At 67.9% G+C, this 19,638-nt stretch carries 16 protein-coding genes; 9 read left to right on the top strand and 7 right to left on the bottom strand.

Annotation, left to right across the window (positions count from 1 at the left end):
- Positions 1-110 precede the first annotated feature (110 nt).
- Positions 111-494, top strand: a complete 384-nt coding sequence (locus PQI23_RS02545) for an MmcQ/YjbR family DNA-binding protein (protein ID WP_339971254.1) — start codon at positions 111-113, stop codon at positions 492-494.
- A 60-nt stretch (positions 495-554) separates the two neighbouring features.
- Here PQI23_RS02545 and PQI23_RS02540 read toward each other — a convergent pair whose 3' ends face one another.
- Positions 555-1,430 carry a methyltransferase family protein gene (locus PQI23_RS02540; protein ID WP_339971252.1) on the bottom strand — a complete coding sequence of 292 codons (876 nt, stop codon included), beginning with the start codon at positions 1,428-1,430 and terminating at the stop codon, positions 555-557.
- 50 nt (positions 1,431-1,480) lie between these two features.
- Complete coding sequence (locus PQI23_RS02535; RefSeq protein WP_339971251.1) at positions 1,481-4,087, bottom strand: LuxR C-terminal-related transcriptional regulator; 2,607 nt, start codon at positions 4,085-4,087, stop codon at positions 1,481-1,483.
- A gap of 295 nt (positions 4,088-4,382) precedes the next feature.
- Here PQI23_RS02535 and PQI23_RS02530 point away from each other — a divergent pair, with 295 nt between their 5' ends.
- From PQI23_RS02530 to PQI23_RS02515, 4 genes are all read left to right on the top strand, one after another.
- On the top strand, positions 4,383-5,282 hold the full coding sequence (locus tag PQI23_RS02530; protein ID WP_339971249.1) for an ABC transporter substrate-binding protein: 900 nt from the start codon (positions 4,383-4,385) through the stop codon (positions 5,280-5,282).
- A gap of 11 nt (positions 5,283-5,293) precedes the next feature.
- Complete coding sequence (locus PQI23_RS02525; RefSeq protein WP_339971247.1) at positions 5,294-6,322, top strand: amino acid ABC transporter permease; 1,029 nt, start codon at positions 5,294-5,296, stop codon at positions 6,320-6,322.
- A complete protein-coding gene (locus PQI23_RS02520; RefSeq protein ID WP_339971245.1) occupies positions 6,319-7,098 on the top strand; it encodes an amino acid ABC transporter ATP-binding protein in 780 nt (259 codons plus the stop codon). Before PQI23_RS02525 ends, PQI23_RS02520 begins: the two co-directional genes overlap by 4 nt.
- 212 nt (positions 7,099-7,310) lie before the next feature.
- Complete coding sequence (locus PQI23_RS02515; protein WP_339971243.1) at positions 7,311-10,487, top strand: M14 family zinc carboxypeptidase; 3,177 nt, start codon at positions 7,311-7,313, stop codon at positions 10,485-10,487.
- Positions 10,488-10,544: 57 nt separating this feature from the next.
- Here the strand turns inward: PQI23_RS02515 and tagD are convergent, their stop codons facing one another.
- The gene (gene tagD, locus PQI23_RS02510) at positions 10,545-10,943 is read right to left on the bottom strand and encodes a glycerol-3-phosphate cytidylyltransferase (RefSeq protein ID WP_058592957.1); all 399 of its coding nucleotides are present in this window, start codon (positions 10,941-10,943) and stop codon (positions 10,545-10,547) included.
- Positions 10,944-11,003: 60 nt separating this feature from the next.
- Positions 11,004-11,222 (bottom strand): SCO4848 family membrane protein, encoded by a 219-nt coding sequence (locus PQI23_RS02505; RefSeq protein ID WP_445238396.1) that lies wholly within the window; start codon positions 11,220-11,222, stop codon positions 11,004-11,006.
- 100 nt (positions 11,223-11,322) lie between these two features.
- On the opposite strand from PQI23_RS02505, the gene PQI23_RS02500 reads away from it, so the two are divergent.
- Complete coding sequence (locus PQI23_RS02500; RefSeq protein ID WP_339971241.1) at positions 11,323-11,733, top strand: acyl-CoA thioesterase; 411 nt, start codon at positions 11,323-11,325, stop codon at positions 11,731-11,733.
- Between the two features lie 6 nt (positions 11,734-11,739).
- Here PQI23_RS02500 and PQI23_RS02495 read toward each other — a convergent pair whose 3' ends face one another.
- The 3 genes from PQI23_RS02495 to PQI23_RS02485 form a co-directional block, all read right to left on the bottom strand.
- Positions 11,740-12,210, bottom strand: coding sequence for a GNAT family N-acetyltransferase (locus tag PQI23_RS02495; protein WP_339971239.1), 471 nt, complete (start codon positions 12,208-12,210; stop codon positions 11,740-11,742).
- Positions 12,207-12,512, bottom strand: a complete 306-nt coding sequence (locus tag PQI23_RS02490; protein ID WP_339971237.1) for a cupin domain-containing protein — start codon at positions 12,510-12,512, stop codon at positions 12,207-12,209. Before PQI23_RS02490 ends, PQI23_RS02495 begins: the two co-directional genes overlap by 4 nt.
- Positions 12,513-12,576: 64 nt before the next feature.
- Positions 12,577-13,788 carry a PucR family transcriptional regulator gene (locus PQI23_RS02485; protein WP_339971235.1) on the bottom strand — a complete coding sequence of 404 codons (1,212 nt, stop codon included), beginning with the start codon at positions 13,786-13,788 and terminating at the stop codon, positions 12,577-12,579.
- A 172-nt stretch (positions 13,789-13,960) separates the two neighbouring features.
- Between PQI23_RS02485 and PQI23_RS02480 the strand changes: the two genes are divergently transcribed.
- The 3 genes from PQI23_RS02480 (at position 13,961) to PQI23_RS02470 (ending at position 19,586) form a co-directional block, all read left to right on the top strand.
- A complete protein-coding gene (locus PQI23_RS02480; RefSeq protein WP_339971233.1) occupies positions 13,961-16,003 on the top strand; it encodes a hydantoinase/oxoprolinase family protein in 2,043 nt (680 codons plus the stop codon).
- Positions 16,000-18,000, top strand: coding sequence for a hydantoinase B/oxoprolinase family protein (locus PQI23_RS02475; protein ID WP_339971231.1), 2,001 nt, complete (start codon positions 16,000-16,002; stop codon positions 17,998-18,000). The genes PQI23_RS02480 and PQI23_RS02475 overlap by 4 nt, the downstream gene beginning before the upstream one ends.
- 191 nt (positions 18,001-18,191) lie before the next feature.
- On the top strand, positions 18,192-19,586 hold the full coding sequence (locus tag PQI23_RS02470) for a purine-cytosine permease family protein (RefSeq protein WP_339971230.1): 1,395 nt from the start codon (positions 18,192-18,194) through the stop codon (positions 19,584-19,586).
- Positions 19,587-19,638 lie beyond the last annotated feature (52 nt).

The raw sequence follows: 19,638 nt of genomic DNA, 5'->3' as shown, positions 1-19,638 counted from the left end.
ACCTCTGCAATTTCCATGTGCGCCCTGGATCCGCGGTGCACGGGTATCGGCGTCGTGCTCGGCCTGTGCACGAGCTGGCGTGCGTGCATCGCATGCATGAGAATCGGATCGTGGACGGTGAGACGATGCAGGAGCGAGCGGCGCTGCGCTCGAACGAGCTGCCGGGCGCAGTGCTCGAGCACCCCTTCGGCCCGGAGTTCGAGGTCTTCAAGGTGTGCGGCAAGGTCTTCATGCTGATCTCCGATCTGCGGGGCACGCCGATCGTGACACTAAAATCTGCTCCGGCCGACGCGAACGTGCTGCGGGAGGCATACCCCGAGATCGCGCCGGGGTACCACATGAACAAGAAGCATTGGATCACCATCACCGGTGGCGGCTCACTCGCTCCCGAGCTGCTGGACGATCTGGTCACGGAATCGTATCTGCTCGTCGTCGAGAAGCTGCCGAGGCGGCTGCGCCCGGTCGCCCCGGAGACGTTCGGTCGTCGCGCCTGAGAACCTCTGCTCTGCCCTTTACAACGTCCGATAATCCCCGCGTGTTCGACGGTGCTGAGATCAGCGCGGCAGCGCCCGAGGACGACGCGGGACCCAGCACGCGACGTCGCGGGCGTATGCGTCGAACTCGGCGCCGAAGCGCTCCAGCAGATCCGCCTCCTCGTGCGGGCGGATCACCCAGTTCCAGACGCACGACCCGGCGAGCGCGTACACGACGACCATCCACGAGCCGAGCATGCAGCCGACTCCGATGCCCTGCGCGATGCCGGCGACCGCCATCGGGTTCCGCACCCATCGATACGGTCCCGCGATGACGAGGCGTCGCGCCGTCGCCGACGGCAGCGGCGTTCCCGCTCCGCGCGTCGACATCGTGAGCGCCGACCAGATGCCGAGCGCGCTTCCGGCCGCGAAGCAGCCGCCGCCGACGACGCCGAGGGGGACCGGGAACGCGATCCTCAGGCCCCACCGCGCCTCGATCGCCGCGATGGCGAGGGGCAGCAGCGCGAGAAAGCAGACCCAGAACACGGCCAGTTGACGCCCGGTACGTGCGAGGTTGCGGCGATCCGTCGTCCGCTCCGCCTCGCGGAAGGCGAATGGGCCGACGAGCAACCGCTCGGACGGGACGCGCCCGTACCTGAGGAGCACTCCCGCGGCGGCGCTGCCGAGTGCTGCGGCGACCATCGCGACGGCGCCCCACCCCGCGAGCCCGGTGAGCGTCGAGTACGCGGCCATGCCGAGGGCCACCAGCAGCGTCCAGGGCACCGCGATCCATGCCGCCCAGCGCAGGCCGACGGCCGCGAGCAGCGATGCGCAGACGAAGAGCGGCACGTCGAACGCAGCGATCAGCACGGGATCGAGCCCGCCGAGCGTTGCCCGACGCACGCCCGGAACGGTGAAGACTCCGACCCACCACAGCGCACCGGCACCCCCCTGCATCGCGAAGTACCAGCGGGCCAGGGCGCCGCCCTGAGCGCCGCCCCGAACGCTCAGACCAGGCCCATCTGCCGGGCGCGCGCCAGCGCCTCCGTACGGCTCGACACCTTGAGCTTCTTGTAGATGCTGCGCGTCTGCGTCTTGATCGTGTTAGAGGAGACGTGCAGATCGCCCGCGATGTCGTCGATCGACCCGCCTCTCGCCAACTCGAGCAGCACCAGCGCCTCGCGCTTCGACAGCTGCTCGAGTACGACGTCGTCACCGACGAACGGGCTCCCGGGAGGCATGCGCCACACGTCGGCGGGCACGAGCGACCTGATGAGCGCCAGCTCCGCTGCCGGGATCCACAGGAGCGGCAGTCGGTTGTCGAGACGATCGAGCGTGAGCAGCGCCCCCGTGGCGAGCGAGGTTGCGCACTCGGTGTTTCCCTGCCGGGCGTAGATGGCCGCGCGCAGCAACTGCGACTGCGCCACCTGCGCGGGGAACGGCGCCGACGCGGGAGTTTCGGAATCGCGCGCCTCGGCCTGCTGCGCAGCGGCGTGGTCGGGATCCGCCCGCCGAGCCCCGGCGTCGAACGCATCGAGGTGCACGAGGGCCTCGGTCGGCTGGGATGCGAGGATCGCGAGACGCGCGCGCGCCAGACGCGACGAGGCGCCGTCGCCGCCGTGCGCGAGCGCCGCGCGCGCCCCGACCAGGTCGCCGGTTGCGAGGAGGAACTCTCCGCGCAGCGTCTGCAGTTCCTCCGTCCAGCCCGCACTGAGCGGCAGGCGCTCGCGCGCGGCCAGGGCCGACTCGAGCTCTTGGTACCCGAGCGCGGCCTGATCCGCGACAAGGCGCGCTTTGCCGCGTGTCCACACGATCGCCGGCCAGAGCTCCGAGTCGTCCATGCGGGGCGCGACCGCCGACAGCGCTTCGAACGCCTGGTCGTGATGGCCGAGGCTCGAGGCGCGCAGCGCTGACGCCAAGTGCCAGCCGATGCTGTGCGTCGACTCGCGCCACCCCGCCTGCGACGGATCGACGGCTCCGAGTTCACGACGCGCCGCGCGCAGGTCGCCGATGCGGGCGTATGCGAACGCGAGCACCGAGTGCATGTGAGCCTGCCGGCCGGGATGCGTGTCGTCGGCGAGCCCCTCGGCGAGCGCGAGCACACGGGGAATGCGTGCTGCGAGCAGCTCCGTGACGATGATCTGCAGACGCGCGGCGTTCATGCCCGAGCGCCAGCTCGGCGACGCGAGCTCGCCCTGCCTTAGGAACTGCTCGCCCGCATCCGCTGCTGCTTCATACGCGCGGCTCACGCGCAGCCCCGCGAAGCGCGCGAGGAGCAGGAGCAAACCCGCCGCCCCACTCGCCTCCGTCGCTCGGTGCTCCAGCGCCGGCATGCCGACCTCCAGCAGATCGCGCATCCGAGGTGTGGGTACGAGAGAGTGCTCGCTCAATGCGACGGCGATCATGATCGGGATCGTTCCCTCGCGCGCCTGCCGCTCGGGCGAGATGCTCTCCGCGACCGAGATGAGTTCGCGCGAGCGCTTCAGGCTGATCTCGGAGTAGTTGCGCACGAAGTGCGGGAAGATGGCGCGATCCATGTTCCCGTCGACGAGCAGTTCGAGCATGTCGATCGGGTCGGCGTGCTCGTAGAGGTGCGTGAAGGCGAGGTGCCGCACCTCTGCGACGCGTTCGGAGGGGAGCTCGCTGAGGGCTCGGGGGCGGAGTGCGCCTGCGACGAGGGTGTGCAGCCGGAACACGGGGCGCCCGTGCTGCAGGGTGAGGCGACCGAGCTCGAGCGCATCGAAGCGCTCGAGCTCCGACCACGTCGAGGCTCCGCCGAGCTGCTCGGCGAGCGCTGCGTCGATCTCGGGCACCAGGGAGGCGGTGAGCGCGAGCTCGCGGTCCTGCGGTGTCCGGAACTCCGGGGCGAAGCCGGCGAGCATGGCCTCGACGCCGCGGGCCACCTCATCGGAGCCGGGGCGCCGGGCGCCGCTCCGCGACAGGTTCGCCATGACCGACAGTGCGAGACGCACCGCGAGGGGGTGGCCGCGCGTCGTTCTGCGGAGCGCACTGATCTCCGGTTCCGACAATCGATAGGGCAGCGTCGTCGCTGCAGAAGCGATTTCATGCCGCGTGAACGCGAGTTCCTCGGCGTGCAGCGTCGTCACGGCGAGGCCTGCTGCCGTTACGGGAGTCTCGAATCGCGTTCGCGACCGGGAGGCTGCGAGCAGCCGCAGGTTCGGGGAGCGGCGCAGCAGCGACACGAGCTGATCCTGCAGCTCATCGGGAGCAAAGTGCAGGTCGTCGATCACCAGCGTGACCGGGAGGGGGTCGCGCATCGAGGCCGAGAGGAGCAGGGCAGGCGCCTCTTCCGAGGGGACTCGGCCGCTCATGTAGTCGTTCGCGAGTGGTGCGAAGGCTTCGGGGCGAGCTGCGCTCAGGGCCTGCAACAGGCGCAGCCAGAACGCTCGCGGAACGCTCGCACCTGCATCGAGGCCGACCCATGCGAAAGCGGGCGTTCGCTGCTGCGAGAGCCACTGCGACATGAGGTCGGTCTTACCCGCACCCTGCTCGGCGGTGATGACGACGACGCGCCCGGCGTGGTCGAGTCGGTGCAGCAGGCGCTCGCGCCGCACGTGCCCGTGCGTCTCGACCGTGCCGCTCTTCTCGGCCACCATCTCCCCCGGCACTGAGATTCCCCACTTCTTCAGCCCGGTTCGATCCCGCGATCACGGGCTGAGGTGCTTCGCGAATCACCGTCTCCGGCCGAGCCGGTCACAGCTTAACCGGAATGTTACCTCAGGCGGCGCGCTCGAGAAGTCGCGGATTGCTGCGCGAATGCGATTTCAGCGACAGCCGCTCTATGGACCCGGGGAGAGACTCTGTCACAGATCCGTTACCGGAGCGCAGTAGGCTCGGGGTCGAGATTCAGACCGGACTCCCAGTCCCTTCCGAAACATGGAGACATCAATGAAGATTCGTTTCGCACTTCCCGCCCTCGCAGCGGCGGCCGTGCTCACCCTCACCGGTTGTGTGAACAACGCGGAGACCGAAGGGGGTGGAGGATCCGCCGACCCCGCTCCGGCGACCGAGATCACGGCCGACGACGCCGCAGTCGCGCTCCTGCCGCAGGAGCTCAAGGACTCGGGCGAGCTGCGCATCGGCACCGACGCGGAGTACCCGCCGAACGAGTACAAGGATGCGGATGGCAACCCCGTGGGCTGGGGCGTCACGCTCGCTGAGGCGATCGCCGCGAAGCTCGGGCTCGAGCCGAAGTGGGAGATCCTCGGCTTCGACAGCATCATCCCGCGTATTCAGGAGGGCGCGCTCGATATGGGCTCCTCGTCCTTCACCGACAACCTGGAGCGCCAGAAGTCCGTGGACTTCGTCGACTTCCTGAACGCGGGCACGCAGTGGGCCGCCGCCAGCGGATCCGACGTCGATCCCGACGACGCGTGCGGCCTGACCGTCGCGGTTCAGGCGACCACCGTGCAGGACACCGATGAGCTGCCCGCGAAATCGAAGGCCTGCACCGATGCCGGCAAGGAGGCGATCGAGATCCTGCGGTTCGACGGTCAGCCCGAGGTCACTCAGGCCGTCGTCGACGGCCGCGCCGATGCGTTCTCCGCCGACCTCCCCGTCACCGGCGATGCGGTGGCGAAGCTGAGCGACCAGCTGGAGACTGTGGGCGACGTGTTCGACGCGGCTCCGTACGGCTTCGCGACGCAGAAGGACGGCGAGACCACGAAGGCCGTGCAGGCGGCGCTGCAGTCGCTGATCGACGACGGCACGTACCTCGACATCCTCACCGAGGCGGGGATCGAGGACGGCGCGGTCGAGCAGGCCGAGATCAACGCCGGCACGGAGTAGTCGCGCAGATCATGTCGCATACGCACACCCCGGATGCGGGGCCCGACGCCCCGCATCCGGAGTCGGCGCCGATCGAGGCGATCCGACTCCGTCATCCCTGGCGAACCGTGTTCGCCGTCGTGCTCCTGCTCCTCGTGGCGCTCTTCATCTATGACGCCGCGTTCAACCGTCCGGTGTTCAACTGGGGCGAGGTCGGCAAGTACCTCTTCGATGTGCGCATCGTCTCCGGTGCCGGGTACGCGCTGCAGCTGACCATTTATTCGATGATCATCGCCATCGTGCTGGGTGTGACGATCGCGGTGATGCGTCAGTCGCCCAACCCCGTGGTGAAATCGATCGCCTGGGTGTTCCTCTGGCTCTTCCGCGGCACTCCGGTGTACGTGCAGCTCGTCTTCTGGGGCCTGGTGCCTACGATCTACAAGTCGATCAGTCTGGGCATCCCCTTCACCGAGGCCGTGACCACGCTCAACACCAAGGATCTGCTGAGCTACTTCACGCTCGCCGTCATCGGACTCGCGTTGAACGAGGCCGCATACATGGCGGAGATCGTGCGAGCCGGTCTCCTCTCGGTCGAGAAGGGCCAGAACGAGGCGGCGACGGCCCTCGGGCTCGGGTGGTGGCACACGATGAGCCGCGTGATCCTGCCCCAGGCCATGCGCGTCATCATCCCGCCGACGGGCAACGAGGTCATCTCGATGCTGAAGACGACATCGCTCGTGACGGCGGTGCCGTTCACACTCGATCTGTACGGTCGCGCGCGAGACATCTCCGCAGTGACCTACCAGCCGGTGCCGATGCTGATCGTGGCGTCCATCTGGTACCTGGCCGTCACCTCCATCCTCATGGTCGGCCAGTACTTCCTCGAGCGTCATTTCGCCAAGGGCGTGCTGCAGCGGCCCGACGTCATGAAGCCGACCGTCGAAACGCAGTCGGTCGGCGTCGTCGGTGTCGAGGATCCCGCCCACCCGACCTATCCCGGTGCCAGTGGCGGCGAGAACATCGTGCCTCCGCACCATCGACCCGGAGGAGGCGGCGCATGAGCGTGCACGCGACCGATACGCCGATGGTGAAGGCCGAGGGCGTCTCGAAGGCCTTCGGGTCGAATCTGGTGCTCAAGTCGATCACACTCGAGGTGCAGCGCGGCGAGGTGCTCTGCCTCGTGGGCCCGTCGGGTTCGGGCAAGTCGACGTTCCTCCGGTGCATCAATCACCTGGAGACCGTCAACGCAGGGCGGCTCTCGGTCGACGGCGAGCTCGTCGGCTATCGGCAGAAGGGCGACAAGCTCTACGAGATGCATCCCCGTGAGGCCGCGGCGCAGCGCCGCGACATCGGCATGGTGTTCCAGCGATTCAATCTCTTCCCGCACATGACCGCGCTCGAGAACGTGATGGTGGCGCCGACGCTGCTGAAGAAGGGTGACAAGGCGAAGCTGAAGTCCCGCGCGATGGAGCTGCTCGCGCGCGTCGGACTCGCGGAGCGGCACGACTACTACCCGGCGCATCTCTCGGGAGGCCAGCAGCAGCGCGTCGCGATCGCGCGTGCGCTCGCGATGGAGCCGAAGCTGATGCTGTTCGACGAGCCGACGTCTGCGCTCGACCCCGAACTGGTCGGCGAGGTGCTCGATGTGATGAAGGGGCTCGCCGAGAGCGGCATGACGATGATCGTCGTGACGCACGAGATGGGCTTCGCGCGCGAGGTGGCCGACAAGCTCGTATTCATGGACGGCGGCGTCGTGGTGGAGTCGGGGGACCCCGCAGAGGTGCTGTCGAACCCGAAGCGCGAGCGCACCAAGGCCTTCCTGTCGAAGGTGCTGTAGGCGCCCGAGTTTCTGCGCCGATGCTTCGGCGGAGGATCGTGGCGAGTGCCCATCGGGCCCTCGCCACGTGTGCAATACCCGACTGCGCCGGAGTACCTCGGCGCGGTCGGAGTCGATGAGGACTACACGGAAAGGCAACGATGGTTACGAAACGGTCATCAACGGCCATGATCGGTGCGGGGGCACTGGTCGCGGCGTTGTTCGCAGGGGGGATGCCCACCGCGGCCACTGCGGCACCGGGCGATGCGCCCACTCCCATCACCTATGAGATCTCCGACCGCGTGCAGGGGCCGGCGAGTTACCCGATGCAGACGCCGCTCCCCGAGGTGGCGGACGACCCGAACGATCAATCGCTCGTTCGCGGCGCGGTGCCGTACGCGGAGGTGGCGCGTACGGTGAACGATCTCATGGCCGAGAGCGATCGCGTCTCCGCGCAGGTGGTGGGCAGCTCCGTGCAGGGGCGCGACATCCAGCTGGTCACGCTGACGGCGCCCGAGACGGAGGCGGAGACTGCGCAGCAGCGGGCCTGGAAGGAGCGGATCAAGCAGGATCCGGCCGGAGCCGCTGCCGACACCGCCCTGACCGAGGGCTACAAGGTGCCGATCTGGTTCAACGGGAACATCCACGGCAACGAGTGGGAGGGCGCCGACATCATTCTCGAGTACATCGAGAAGCTCGCCACCTCCGATGACCCCGCGATCGTCGAGATGCTCGAGCAGTACCGGTTCTACTTCACGGTGACCAACAATCCCGACGGCCGCGTCAACGGCACTCGCGCGAATGCCGATGGGTTCGACGCGAACCGCGACATGATCACGGGTGCGACGCCGGAGTCGCGCGTGATCCGCGACCTCGCCGGGGTGATCCAGCCCACCTTCTACGTCGACCTCCACGGGTACACCGATGTGCTGCAGATCGAGCCCTGCGGCCCGCCGCACGGCGAGAACTACGAGTACGACCTCTTCCTGCCGCACGCCTACTCTGCGGCGCTCGCGATCGAGGAGGCCGTCGTCGGCGCGAACATCGAGGGCAACACGTACGTCGGCGCCGACGGCAATCCGACGACCGAGAACACGGGCAAGATCCTGATCCCCTACCGCGACATCCGTTCGGGATGGGACGACTGGCCTCCGCTGTTCACGCCGCAGTTCCTCGCCTACCAGGGAGCCGTGACCAACACGGTCGAGCTGCCCCTGGGCCGCGGCGGAAACCCCGACCAGGCCGAGCGCGAGCGCCGCACCGGCGTGAACGTCGAGGTGGGCATGGTCACGGTCGAGACTGCGACGGCCTACTTCGCGGAGAACTCGGGGGCTCTGCTGCAGAACCAGATGGAGATCTTCCGTCGCGGCGACGCCGGCGAGCCCCTCAAGACGATCCCCGCGGATCCGAACCCCGCCGACTACCCGGGCATGCCGCACGAGTGGATCGACATCTGGGATGAGACGGACGTCTACGGGGCGGAGTTCCCCCGCGCGTACGTGATTCCGGCGAACACCGACCAGCAGCGCTCCGTCACCGACGCCGCGCGACTCGTCGATCAGCTGATCGCGAACGGGGTCGAGGTGTCGCGCGCGACCACGCCGGTGACCGCAGGCGACACCACGTACCCGGCTGGAAGCTACGTGGTCGACATGCACCAGCCGCTCCGCGGCATGGCGAACGTGCTGCTCGCCGATGGCTCCGACATCACGGATCGTGTGCCCGACATGTACGACATGTCTGCGTGGAGCCTCGCACTGCTCTGGGGTGCGGATGTCTTCGCCGTGGGCGCGTCGCAGGACGCATCGCTCGACGGCGTGGGTCTCGAGATCGTCGCAGAGGCCGCTCCGACCGGCGTGCTGCCGGAGGAGGCCGGATACCTCGAGCTCGAGGCGCCGGGCGCGGCCGAGTACCAGGCGATCAACGTGCTGCTCGCGCAGGGCGTGTCCGTATCATCGTTCGACGACGGATCCGTCATCATCGGCGACGACGAGGCATCGCGCGCGGCCGCCCAGGCCGTTGCGGAAACGTACGGCGTGCAGTTCACAGCGACGACCGGCGTGCGCCTGCTCACGGAGCCGAGCACCCCGCTCAAGGCGCTGCGCGTCGCGTACTCGGGCACCCAGGACGACCGCGTCACGCTGAACCGCCTGGGCTTCACCGACCAGGTGCGCGTCGACGCGGCTGCACTCGCGGCAGACCCGACGCTGCTCGACGGCGTCGATGTGCTGTGGATCGGCGGAAACCTGGCGTTCACGCCGGAGCAGGCGGCCGGGTCCGAGGCCGTCGCTGCGTTCGTCGCCGCCGGCAATGGTGTCGCGGGCCGCGGCACCGCCGTCGCGAACTTCGCGAACGCGTTCGGGTTGACCGAGGTCACGGCGGGCAGCGGCACGCGGAGCTCCAACGGCATCGTGCGCGTGGAGAACGCCGAGGGCGGCCTGCTCTCGACCTATGCGCAGGACACCGCATTCGTCTCTCCGGCGGTCTGGTACACCGGCCTCGGGGAGAATGCGGAGGTCGAGCAGAGTTACGCGGCGGAGAACCTCTTCGTCTCGGGGCACTGGCGCGACGGCGAAGAGGGAACGAGCACGGGGCGGGCCGACGCGGCGGGTCAGGCGTCCGCAGTGTCGGCGGTCGCGGAGTCGGGCAGCGAGCTCGTCATGCTCGGTACGTCGGTCAACTTCCGTACGCATCCGGTGGGCAGCTACCCGTGGATCGCGCGGGCACTGTTCGAGGTGAACGCGAACCCCGGCACCGCGGTGCCGGTGACGCTCGGCGAGGAGCACCTTACGGACGACACCCGCGGCGGCGTGCAGGTGCCGGAGGAGATCGAGATCGGCGCGTCGTTCGACGTGACGTTCACCGATGTTCCCGACGGCACCGAGGTGGCGCTGCACTACTTCGGCGAAGGCGCCCCGGCGTCGGAGTCGACCGAGCCCTCCGCGCAGTCGCTCGTCGCCATGGCGGCGGTGACCGGCGGCACGCTCACCGTCGATGCGCTCCCCGAGGGCACCGAGCCCGGCGGGCTGCGCATCGCGGCGACGCAGGCCGAGGGCACGGTGCTCATCGGCTGGGATGACACCGTCGTCGTGGCGGCCGAGGTTCCCGGCGGTGACCCCGGTGCGGATGCTGCGGGCACTGCTGATGGCACGCCGGCCGGTGCCGCCGACGGCACCGCGAGCGGAGCGGCTGCCGGCGCGGCCGACGGAAGCGCGACGGCGGGCGGAGGGTCGGCTGCGGCTGATCCCGCGTCGGCCGACGGCGCTGCCGACGGGCGTCAGGGCGAGCTCAGCAACACCGGCGGCATGGAGCTCACCGGGGGCATCGCGCTTGCGCTGCTGCTGGTGCTCGGAGGCGGCGTGGTGCTGATGGCGCGTCGCAAGCGACTCGCGCAGGAGACTGCTGCGTAGTCGGTTCGCAGGATCAGAGCGGGGGTGGAAGCCGAGCTTCCACCCCCGCTCGTCATGTTACGCGCCCTCGCCGAGGTCGTTCTTGATCTTGGTGGTCGAGACGCCCTCGGTGCGGTCGAGGTAGACGACCTCGCAGTAGTCGCGCAGGATCTCGAAGCGCGGGTCGCCCTCCCAGTCGCCGCCCATCACCACGGTGTCGATCTCGTACTTCTGCACGTCGCGGATCTTCTGATCCCACGCATCTTCGGGGATCACGAGGTCGACGTAGCGCACCGCCTCGAGCATGTTCTTGCGCGTCTCGAAGTCGTGATAGGTCTGCTTGCCCTTGCCGGCGTTGAACGCCTCCGTCGATGCTGCGACGACGAGATAGTCGCCGAGCGCGCGGGCGCGTCGCAGGAGTCGAATGTGGCCCCAGTGCAGCAGGTCGAACGTGCCGTAGGTCAGGATCCGCTTCATCCTCCCAGTGTACGGTTCGCGGGGCGGCGGAAGAGAAGCGGCGTCGGTCTCGCCTCGGCGTCAGGCGACGAGCACCCAGACGCCCGCGATCGCTGAGGCGATTGCGATGAGCATGGCGAGGCCGATGAGCACGGCGTGCACGGTGAGGAAGGTGGTGGCGCGCCCCTGCTCATCGCGTGCGCGCGGATCCTTCGAGATGCGCGTCCAGAAGCGCGGCCATACGACCACGTTGTAGAAGGCGTTGACGAGCAGCAGGATTCCGGCGAAGACGACCATCATCTGTTCAGTGTAAATGCGCCGGGTCGCGGATGCAGCGGTCTTCGTCGATGCACCGTACTGACCCCTCACGCCGTTCCGGCCTTGCCGTTAGGCTGACCGCATGGACGAGTACCGCCAGATCGTGCGCAAATGGGTCAAGCCCGAAGACCTGAACCAGCACGGGGCGCTGTTCGGCGGGCGCCTGCTCCAGTGGGTCGACGAGGAGGCGGCCATCGTCGCCGTGGCCCAGCTCGGCACCATCGACGTCGTGACCCGGCACATGTCGGCGATCGACTTCTCCGCACGCGCCGATCGCGGCGACCTGCTCGAGCTCGAGTACACGATCGTCGCCTACGGGCGCACGTCGATCACGCTGGCCTGCCGCGTCGAGAACGCGGTGACCGGCGCCGAGATCCTCACGCTCGATCGCATCGTGTTCGTCGCGGTCGATTCCGCCGGCGCGCCCGTCGTGCACGGTCGCACCGCTCCGACGCCGGGAACCGAGCGCCTGCGCGAGTCGTCGAAGCTGTGAGATCCGCTATTCGGCGGGGCGCAGATCGTACGTCACCCAGGGCGTCTGCGCGGCGACCCGGTCGTAGAGTCTGCGTGCCGTCGTGTTGCTCTCGTCGGTGATCCAGCGCACGAGCGAGGCGCCCTCGTCGCGGGCGATCTCGGCGAGGCGGTGCAGGATCGCGGTGCCCGCTCCCGTGCCGCGCGCATCGGCCGCGGTGAAGAGGTCGTCGAGGTAGATGCCGCTGTCGCCGTAGATCGGTCGGGCATAGGTGCGGTAGTGGGCGATGCCGACCGGGGCGCCGTCGATCTCGGCGATGAGGCCGCGGGTCTGATGCGCGGGGTCGGCGAGCCAGCTCCAGACGGTCGCGAACACGCGCTCGTCGTGCGGCTTCTCGTAGAAGTCGCGGTAGCCGCGGTACAGCGCCGCCCACGCTTCGCGGTCATCCGAGGTGACGTCGCGCACGACGACCGTGCTGCTGCGAGGCGCCCCGCTCATGCGAGTCGCTCCGTCTCCACGAAGACGATCGGCGCGCCGTCGCCGCGGTTCTCGACCCGGTGCTCGGAGCCGGCGGGGCGTGTGTAGCTCTGACCGAACGTCAGCTCAGCCACGATCTCGCTCCCATCGGCGGCGACCACGTGCATCGTGTCGGTGACGAGCGGCACCACGACGTACTCGAAGTCGTGCCGGTGCATGGGGATCGCGCCCCCGGCTTCGATGGTCCATCGCGTCACCCTGAAGAACTCGTTCTCGAGCTGCACTTCGCCCGTCGATCCCGTGCCGTGTGCGTCGCTGCTCATGCATCCTCCTCGATCGTGGTGCGGACTTCACCTTCGGTCGGCGCCGCGGAGCCTGCGTCTCAGCCTACGCCCGGTCGGAAGCGCTCAGGCCGGATCGGATTCCGATGAGTTCGGGATAGAGGGCGAGGATGACGTTCGAGAGCGCGAACGCCGAGGTGATGGGTTGCCCGAGCACCTCCTCGATCCGGGAGAGGCGATACCTCACCGTGTTGGGGTGCACGAAGAGCACCTCAGCGGCCCGAGTGACGTTCTGATCCGCGGCGAGGTATGCGATGAGGGTCTCGCGCAACTGCGGCGCGGCGATGGGTGCGAGCGTTCTGCTGATCCGCTCCTCGAGTTGGCGAGCGTCCACGTGCGAGAGCAACCAGGTGGAGAGGTCGATCCGGTCGATGAGCACGGGGCCGAGCGCCTCGGGCGACGCCGCGGACGCCGCCCACTGGCGGGCGATGCCGAGCCCGGTCTCCGCCTCTCGCACGCATTCCGATATGCGGGAGAGGGCCGAGAACGGGGCCGAGACTCCGACGAGGTAGGTGCGGGACAGGTCGGCGACCCAGCGCTCGCTCGCCGGAGTATCCGGAACGATCGCCGAAAGCGTCGCGGGGGCGTCCATGCCCACGCGGCGGAGCATCGCGAGGAGCGGGAGATCGTCAGACCGCGCCCTCGCGTGAAGCTGCGTGACGTGCGCCTCGGTCGCCGTGGAGCCGTCGAGGGGTGAGGCCTCGACGGAGCGGATGGCGGCGTAGGCCGGGAACCGGAACTGCGCGAGCCGGCTCCAGAAGCGGTGCTCGCGAGCCGGGAGCACCCCGTCGTAGAGCGAGGAGATGAGCTGCTCGTTGTCGCGGCGATCGCGCTGCGTCGCGCCGTACTGGATGCCGTGCACCGCGCCGAGCAGACGTTCGGAGGTGTCGAGGAGGAGCTCGCCGAGTCGGTCGAGCGTCGCCGCGCCGCGGCTGGCGATCGCGATGACGTGCACGCCGTCCCTGAGCGCGACCCGTCGGGTGCGCACCGCCCACCGCCCGATCGTCAGGTGGAGCTCACGGCGGTGAGTCGCCGCGACCTCGTTCCAGATGAGCTGCGTCGGCGCTTCACCCGTGCTCGAGACGATGGCGCCCTCGAAGTCGTAGACCACGGCCGTGCCCTTGCAGAGCGTCGCGATTCGAGACGTCAGGGCGTGCACGGGGTCGGTTGACGCGACCGCCGAGAGCAGAGCGTTCGTGATGTCGAGGGTCGTGCGCAGCCGGTCGACCTCGGTGAGGGGATCGGGCGACGGTTCCATGGCATGCTCCGGGCATTGTGTGAACGGAAGGTTTCAGGAGGTGTTCCGCGATGATTTTTGGAGATTCTACAAGGGGAGGCGGAGAAAGCTTCGTATTCTCCAGTGACCTCGGCGACGACGCGCAGCAAGGTTGAGGCATCCGGAACTCAACGATGAACTCCAGGAGGAGCCTATGAGCAACGTTCGTGTCGCGGTCGATGTCGGGGGCACATTCACCGATGTGTGCATCTTCGATGACGACACGCAGCAGATGCGCATCACGAAGGTGCCGTCGACGCCGAGCGACCCGATGGAGGCGGTGATGCACGGCGTCGAGCGCGGGGAGATCGATCTCGCGCAGGTGGCGCAGTTCTCGCACGGCACGACGGTGGCGACGAACGCGCTGATCACCCGCAACTTCCCGGCCGCCGCCCTCGTCACCACCCGGGGCTTCCGCGACGTGCTCGAGATTCGAGACGGAACGAAAGACGACCTCTGGGATGCGTACAACGACGTCTCGGAGCCGTACATCAGGCGCCGGGATCGCTTCGAGGTCACTGAGCGCATCGACTACAACGGCAACACGATCACCGCCCTCGACGAGGATGAGGCTCGGGCACTCGCAGACCTGCTGAAACGGCGCGGCGTCAAGACGATCGCGGTGTGCTTCCTCAATTCCTACGCGAACGCCGCGCACGAGACGCGCATGCGGGAGATCATCGAGGAGACCATCCCCGACGCGACCGTTTCCACATCCGCGGAGGTGCTGCCCGAGATCTTCGAGTACCCGAGATTCAACACCGCTGTCGCGAACGCCGTGCTCGCGCCTCTCGTCTCGGGGTACGTGAACCGCCTGGCATCACGGCTGACCGAGGGCGGCTATCGGGGCGATCTGCTGCTCCTGCACTCGGGCGGCGGATCCATGACCCCTCGCCTCGTCGAGAAGTTCCCCGTGAGACTCGCCGCCTCGGGCATCGCGGCGGGTGCGATCTCCGCGAAGCACATCGCTCAGCAGTGCGGGTACGACAACGCGGTGAGCCTGGACATGGGAGGCACCTCCACGGACATCGCTCTCGTGGCCGACGGAGAACTGCGCGTCTCGCAGGAGTGGCAGGTCGAATACGGTCATCCGATCATCTTCCCCTCCATCGAAGTACTCACCATCGGTGCCGGAGGAGGATCGCTCGCGCACATCGACATCGCCGGGTCGCTCCGCAACGGCCCTCAGTCGGCGGGAGCGGATCCCGGGCCGGCGTGCTACGGCACCGGGGGGACGCAGCCTACGAATACCGACGCCAACGTCGTGCTCGGCAGGCTCGGAACGTCTCTCGCCGGAGGAGCGAAGCACCTCGAGAAGTCACTCGCCGAGGAGGCGATCCGCGCGACGATCGCCGAACCGCTCGGCATGGACCTCGAGGAGGCGGCTCACGCCATCGTCGCCGTCGCGAACGCCAATATGGCCGATGCGGTGCGGCTGGTCTCGATCCGTCGTGGCTACGATCCTCGCGATTTCGCCCTGCTCGCGTTCGGGGGCGCTGGCGCCCTGCACGGCGCCGATGTCGCCCGCGAACTCGGAATCCCGACCGTGGTCGTTCCGCCGAGCCCGGGCGTCACATCGGCGATGGGCTGCCTGCTCGTCGACATTCAGCACGACTTCGCCCATATGTACACCGGTCTCGCCTCGGGCGCCGATGAGGAGGGCATCGAGCAGGAGTTCGTCGCGCTCGAGAACGAGGCGTCGGCACGGCTTCGGCACGAAGGGGTCGCAGACGAAGACGGGCTGCTGCAGCGCAAGATCTCGATGCGCTACCAGGGCCAGTGGCGCTCGTTGCAGGTGCCGATGGGGTCGGGGCCGGGCGCGCTCGAGCAGGCGGTGCGCACGTTCCACGAGCAGTACGAGCGGGAGTTCGCGTTCCGCCAGGACGACGCGCCCGTCGAGGTGTACCAGCTGCACCTCACGGCGGTCGGCAAGATTCCGAAGCCCTCCTTCCGGCCCGCCGAGGTGGTGGAGCAGAAGCCGGGAGAGCCGGAGGATCGCCGCCGGGTCTACTTCGGATCCGACGGCTGGCTCGACACCCCGGTCTACGAGCGCGACGCGCTCGCCGCGGGAACGGCCTTCAGCGGCCCGGCCATCATCACCCAACTCGATTCCACCACTGTCGTACCCCCGCACACGAATGCGGAGATCGACGAGTGGCTCAACATCCGCATCCACCTCGAGGAGATCAGCTCATGAGCGACACTCTGACCCGCACAGACCGAGCTGCAGCACCGGCTCGAAGCACCCGCCTCGACCCCGTCACCTTCGAGGTGCTGAAGAACGCGTTCGCCACCAGCGTCGACCTCATGAGCGAGCAGATCCTCCGCACCTGCTACTCGTTCGTCATCTACTCGCGCGACTTCTCGTCCGCCCTCTGCGATGCGCGCGGCAACACCGTGATGCAGGGCTCCGGCGACATCGCGGTGCATGTCGGCACCCTGCATTTTCAAGCCAAAGCGGTGATCGAGCAGTTCGAGGGCGACATCCATCCGGGAGACGTGTTCGCGATCAACGACCCGTACCGCGGCGGCACGCACTTCAACGACGTCTCGTTCGTGCGGCCCGTCTTCTCGCAGGGACGGATCATCGCGTTCGCGCAGAACAAGGGGCACTGGGCCGATATCGGCGGCAACGTACCGGGGTCGTTCGACGTCTCGGCGTCCGAGCACTTCGGCGAAGGGCTGCGCATCCCGCCGGTTCGCGTGTGGTCGAAGGGGGTATTCCTGCACGACGTCGCTCAGCTGCTCGTCGCGAATACGCGAGCGCCCGAGCAGGCGCTCGGCGACCTGCATGCGCAGTCGGAGGCCACCGCGGTCTGCGAACGGGAGGTGCTCAGGCTGGTGGAGCGGTACGGCACCGAGACGGTCGAGCTCGCCATGCAGGAGACGCAGGACTACGTCGAGCGGACCGTGCGCCGCAGGCTGGCCGACCTGCCGCAGGGCCGCTGGGAGACCGTCGACTATCTCGACCTCGATCCCGGCAAGCCCGAGGGGCTGGTGCCGGTCAAGATCGTGATGACGCTCGACGGCGAGGGCATTCACTACGATCTCGAGGGCAGCGCCGATGTCGTCGACACGTTCCTGAACTCCGGGTACGGCACGACGTTCTCCGCGATCTACGCCGGCACGAAGACGTTCTTCCCAGACGTGCCGCTGAACTCGGGGTTCTACGCCGCGGTCACCGCTGAGATCGGCCCGGAGGGCACGGTCGTCAACGCCGGCTGGCCCCACGCGGTGACCGGGTTCTGCTCGGGGCCTTACGAGAAGCTGATGAACGGCATCTTCGAGATCTGGTCGCAGATCATGCCCGAGCGTGCGATGGCGTGCGCCTTCAATCTCGAGTACCTGCTCGTGGGCGGCCGGGACTCGCGGCGCGAGGAGAACCCGTACTTCATGTGGTACGACTGGATGGCCGGCGGCTGGGGTGGCCGCTCCTCGAAGGACGGTTCGACCGCCACAGCCCCCGTCTTCGGGGTGGGGCTCGCGGTGCAGGCGTGCGAGGGGCAGGAACGACTCACCCCGGTGCTCACGACGATGCACCGCATCGGCACCGACTCCGGCGGGCCCGGGCGGTTCCGCGGAGGGTGCGGCGTCGAGAAGGGCGGCACGCTCACGGATGCCGACGCGTCGGTGATGAGCTACTGCTGCGACCGCGCTCGTTCGATCACCTGGGGCATCGAGGGCGGGCTGCCGTCGATTCCGCACGGCGTGTGGCTCAACCGCGATACCGACAACGAACGGTTCCTGGGGTCCATCTTCTCCTCGGTGCCGGTGCAGCCGGGGGATACCTTCTACCGCCCGTCCGCAGGCGGCGGAGGGTTCGGGGATCCGCTCGACCGGTCGCCCGAGGAGGTGCTCGAAGACGTCATCGATGATTACGTGTCGGTCGAACGGGCGGAGGCGGATTACGGAGTCGTCGTCATCCCCGTCGACCCCGATCTCGACGCGTACGAGCTCGATCGGGAGCGCACGGCCGAGCGGCGGGCGTACATCCGCGCCCATCGCAGGGCTTGGCTGGAGGAGGACCCGGCACGTATCGCCGAGCAGTATCGAGCCGGTGAGATCGATCTGCTGGATGTGATCCGCAGGCACGGCGTGATTCTCGACTGGGGCACGGGCGAGCTCTTCAGCGAGACGACGCGACAGCATCGGCAGCAGATGATCCGCCGCTCCGCGTCCCACTGGTCGTCATAGACGCGTTCGGGACCGCGTGGCCGGTCCCGAACGCGCGGCACCCGGGCGGGAGGAGTGCCGCGCTCGCAGTTTGTGCAGATGCCAGAGAATCCGGCGATCCTTCCGGCTCCTGCACAGTACTTGATCGCCGCTCGAATAATCACAATGAGATGCGACGCTCACTCACACCAATACCAATGGAGGTACGGACAGTGACTATCAACCTCACCGGGAGCAACGACGACGTCGAAGCGACCGATGCACTCGCGCGCAAGGGCGATGACGACGATCAGATGAGCCGCGGGCGTTTGACGATGGCGTGGTACGGGACGGCGAGCGCCTTCTTCTTCGTGTACATCGGCGCCGCGATGGCTGCGGCGTACGGCACGGTGAACGCCATCATCGGCATCGTGCTGACGATCATCGCCTACGGGCTCATCAACAGCGTGCTATCGCGCTACGCAATCAACAATCGCACCACCGTGGCGCAGTTCTCGCGAACGATCCTCGGCAACGCGGGATCCGCGATCGCGATGATCATCTTCGCATTGATCGCGATCTACTACGCCGTGTTCGAGGGATCCATCGTCGCCTACGCGTTCATGACCGCGTTCGGCGGCGAGATGTGGGTCTGGAGTCTCATCGTCGTCGTCTACTCGACGCCGCTCATCATCGGCGGCGTCCGGCGCTTCCTCGACAAGATCAACGGCATTCTGATGCCGATCTACTTCTTCGGCCTGGTGGCGGCCGTGATCTGGGCGGGGGTGCAGTACGGATTCTCGGATGCGTGGATCACTCACGCACCCGAGGTGCCGGTACCCCTGTCCATGGGCGGCCCCGGCTGGCTGGCGACCTTCGCGGGGTACATGGGCGTCTGGATCATGATGATGTTCACGATGGACTTCGCCTCACTCGGCAAGCGCAAGGACATCGCCTACCACCAGCGCGTCACGTTCGGCCCGCTGTTCTACGTGCTCGCCTACGGATTCTCGGCATTCGTCGGGATCTTCCTGACCTTCACCATCCCCGGCATCGAGGCCTCGGAGACCGGGTTGGCGGGCGGGCTCGTGAGTCTCATGGGTGTTCTCGGGCTGATCGTCGTCATCGCGACGCAGACGCGCATCAACACCGCGAACTACTATCTCGGAGCCGCCAATCTCCGGGCGTTCGGGGAGAAGGTCTTCAGGATCAACATGCCCAACATCGTCTGGGTGCTGCTCTCCTCCGTCATCATCTTCCTCTTCATGCTGCTGCCGGTCGTGGAGTACCTGCTCATCGCACTGGCCTGGCAGGGTGTGCTCGTGACCGCGTGGGTCGCGATCGCACTGACCCACATCCTGCTCGGCCGCTGGCAGAACGAGGAGCATTCGGCGATCGGCGACCAGCACTACAAGGCCTTCAACAACAACGGACTGGTCGCGTGGATCGTGGCGACGCTCGTCGGCATCCTCATGCTGCAACTCGGCACGTTCAATCCGGATCTCGCCGGAATCGGGGCGACATGGGGGCCGATCCTCACCGCGGTCTCGGCGGCGCTCGTCTACGGAATCCTGTGGAAGACGAACCCGGTGAGTCGTACCGGTCTGATCAAGGTGGTCGGCGCATAGCGCCCTGAGCTGCGGCAGCGGGGCTGCCGGTCGAGCGGGCGCCGACCCACGC

Source organism: Leucobacter sp. USCH14, assembly GCF_037619215.1.
In the GTDB taxonomy this organism is placed as follows: Bacteria; Actinomycetota; Actinomycetes; order Actinomycetales; family Microbacteriaceae; genus Leucobacter.
The sequence above is the reverse complement of the archived record's forward strand: the minus strand, read 5'-3'. Positions and strand labels throughout refer to the sequence as shown.

Bases quoted from the DNA above. Each gene is read 5' to 3' on its own strand.
- PQI23_RS02540 (WP_339971252.1), bottom strand. From the start codon at position 1,430: ATGCAGGGGGGTGCCGGTGCGCTGTGGTGGGTCGGAGTCTTCACCGTT.
- PQI23_RS02530 (WP_339971249.1), top strand. From the start codon at position 4,383: ATGAAGATTCGTTTCGCACTTCCCGCCCTCGCAGCGGCGGCCGTGCTC.
- PQI23_RS02525 (WP_339971247.1), top strand. From the start codon at position 5,294: ATGTCGCATACGCACACCCCGGATGCGGGGCCCGACGCCCCGCATCCG.
- PQI23_RS02520 (WP_339971245.1), top strand. From the start codon at position 6,319: ATGAGCGTGCACGCGACCGATACGCCGATGGTGAAGGCCGAGGGCGTC.
- PQI23_RS02515 (WP_339971243.1), top strand. From the start codon at position 7,311: ATGCCCACCGCGGCCACTGCGGCACCGGGCGATGCGCCCACTCCCATC.
- tagD (WP_058592957.1), bottom strand. From the start codon at position 10,943: ATGAAGCGGATCCTGACCTACGGCACGTTCGACCTGCTGCACTGGGGC.
- PQI23_RS02505 (WP_445238396.1), bottom strand. From the start codon at position 11,222: ATGATGGTCGTCTTCGCCGGAATCCTGCTGCTCGTCAACGCCTTCTAC.
- PQI23_RS02500 (WP_339971241.1), top strand. From the start codon at position 11,323: ATGGACGAGTACCGCCAGATCGTGCGCAAATGGGTCAAGCCCGAAGAC.
- PQI23_RS02495 (WP_339971239.1), bottom strand. From the start codon at position 12,210: ATGAGCGGGGCGCCTCGCAGCAGCACGGTCGTCGTGCGCGACGTCACC.
- PQI23_RS02490 (WP_339971237.1), bottom strand. From the start codon at position 12,512: ATGAGCAGCGACGCACACGGCACGGGATCGACGGGCGAAGTGCAGCTC.
- PQI23_RS02485 (WP_339971235.1), bottom strand. From the start codon at position 13,788: ATGGAACCGTCGCCCGATCCCCTCACCGAGGTCGACCGGCTGCGCACG.
- PQI23_RS02480 (WP_339971233.1), top strand. From the start codon at position 13,961: ATGAGCAACGTTCGTGTCGCGGTCGATGTCGGGGGCACATTCACCGAT.
- PQI23_RS02475 (WP_339971231.1), top strand. From the start codon at position 16,000: ATGAGCGACACTCTGACCCGCACAGACCGAGCTGCAGCACCGGCTCGA.